This window comes from Paracoccus sp. M683 (genome assembly GCF_007096355.1).
Classification (GTDB): Bacteria; Pseudomonadota; Alphaproteobacteria; order Rhodobacterales; family Rhodobacteraceae; genus Paracoccus.
Window position 1 is genome coordinate 1 of the sequence record NZ_VKDF01000054.1, and the last position, 1,765, is coordinate 1,765.

1 protein-coding gene and 1 pseudogene are annotated in these 1,765 nt (G+C 61.8%); one reads left to right on the forward strand and one right to left on the reverse strand.

Features of this window, described 5'->3' with window-relative positions; all coding sequences use genetic code 11:
- Nucleotides 1-521, forward strand: a 521-nt coding sequence (locus tag FNJ84_RS21715; protein ID WP_143795273.1) for an IS5 family transposase, incomplete at its 5' end; no start/stop codon positions are given.
- 642 nt (nucleotides 522-1,163) lie between these two features.
- Here the strand turns inward: FNJ84_RS21715 and FNJ84_RS21725 are convergent.
- Nucleotides 1,164-1,634 (reverse strand): annotated as a pseudogene (locus FNJ84_RS21725) (IS110 family transposase); the annotation flags it as partial.
- Between the last annotated feature and the right edge of the window lie 131 nt (nucleotides 1,635-1,765).

Below are 1,765 nucleotides of genomic sequence, written 5' to 3' on the forward strand. Positions count from 1 at the left end.
ATCTCGGAATCGATGAGGAAACACTGGAGGTCCGCGCTGTCGAGATCACCGGGAGCCACATCGGTGATGCCCCTGTGCTACCCGACCTGCTCGGTCAGATCCCGGCGGACGAGCGGATCGGCAGCGTCACTGCCGACGGTGCCTACGACACACGTAAATGCCACGACGCCATTGCCGACCGCGGCGCCCATGCCGTCATCCCGCCCCGCAAGAACGCGAAGCCCTGGAAGACGATCACCGCTGGAGCGCTCGCCATTGTCCTCGGACCAATGGCGGACAAAGGCTCGCCGCGAAACGAGGCCCTGCGCGCGGCGAAATACCTGGGCCGCGCGCTCTGGCGACGATGGAGCGGATACCACCGCCGAAGCCGCGTCGAGACAAAGATGCATTGTGTGAAGTTGCTGGGGCAGCGGCTCATGGCGCGGGACTTCGACCGTCAGGTCGCTGAACTCCAGGTCCGAATCGCCGTCCTGAACGGATACACCGCGCTCGGCATACCCGTCACGGAAGCTGTGGGATAAGTCCGTCCGGGGAAGGGGGAACCTCGGCCATCACCCGATTTGTGCAACATGTATAACCGCCCCTTGCGCAAGAGGGTATTTGGGATCTTTTTGGCGCGTAGTCGGGTGCTGACATGTATCCGGCCTTTGATGCGGCCATCTCATGCCGCGGGCCACTATGGTGTTCGCAGATCAGGTCCAAATCAAAGCCGCGTGCTCGATGGCACGTGTTGCACAACTGGTTTTCCTGATCCTGTCTCACGACCGTTNCAGGTCGCTGAACTCCAGGTCCGAATCGCCGTCCTGAACGGATACACCGCGCTCGGCATACCCGTCACGGAAGCTGTGGGATAAGTCCGTCCGGGGAAGGGGGAACCTCGGCCATCACCCGATTTGTGCAACATGTGTAACCGCCCCAAGCGCAAGAGGGATTTTTGGAGCTGATCTTGGCGCGTCATCGGGTGCTGACATGTGTCCGGCCTCATGATGCGGCGTTCCACATGCCGCAGGGCCCGTATGGTGTTCGAAGGTCGGGTCCAGATCAAAGCCGCGTGCTCATAGGCACTCTGTTGCGCACTGGTTCTCCCGATCCCGTCTCACGACTGTTGCGCCAAACTGCTCCTTGCCCTCTTCCGCTCCGACGTCCTCGCGATCTGCGGCGGCTTACGCCGCTGCGGTCGGAGACTGGTAGATGCCACCTCGAGCCATCAGGGCCCAGACGATCCGCGCCATCTTGTTCGCCAACGCCACCCGCACCAGCATCGGTGGCTTGCGCAACAGCAGGCTGCCCAGCCATGTTCCGGGCTGCGCTTCCTTGTGAACGTTACGTTTGATCACCACGCTGTTGGCACCAATGATCAGCAGGCGTCGCAGGGATCGTTCGCCCATTCTGGTCGTTGCTCCGAGACGTTGCTTGCCCCCGGTCGAATGCTGTCTTGGCACCAGACCCAGCCAGGCGGCAAAGTCGCGTGCCTTGCGGAAGGTCTCGGGAGGGGGAGCCAGAACAGCAATGGCCGTAGCAATCAGCGGCCCGATGCCCGGCACCGTCATCAGCCGCCGGGCTACGTCATTTTCCTTGGCGCGACGGGCGATCTCCGCATCGAGCTTCCTGATCTCTGCCTCCAGGTGCGTGAGTTATAGCGCGACAATCTGGGTGAGACGCGCGCGACGATCTGGATGAGATTCTATGTCGCGGCGTCTTCGACGATAGCATCTTGATTGTCGCTGGCAAGTTCCTCTTTCGTTTCTGATTGTCGCGCCGCGTC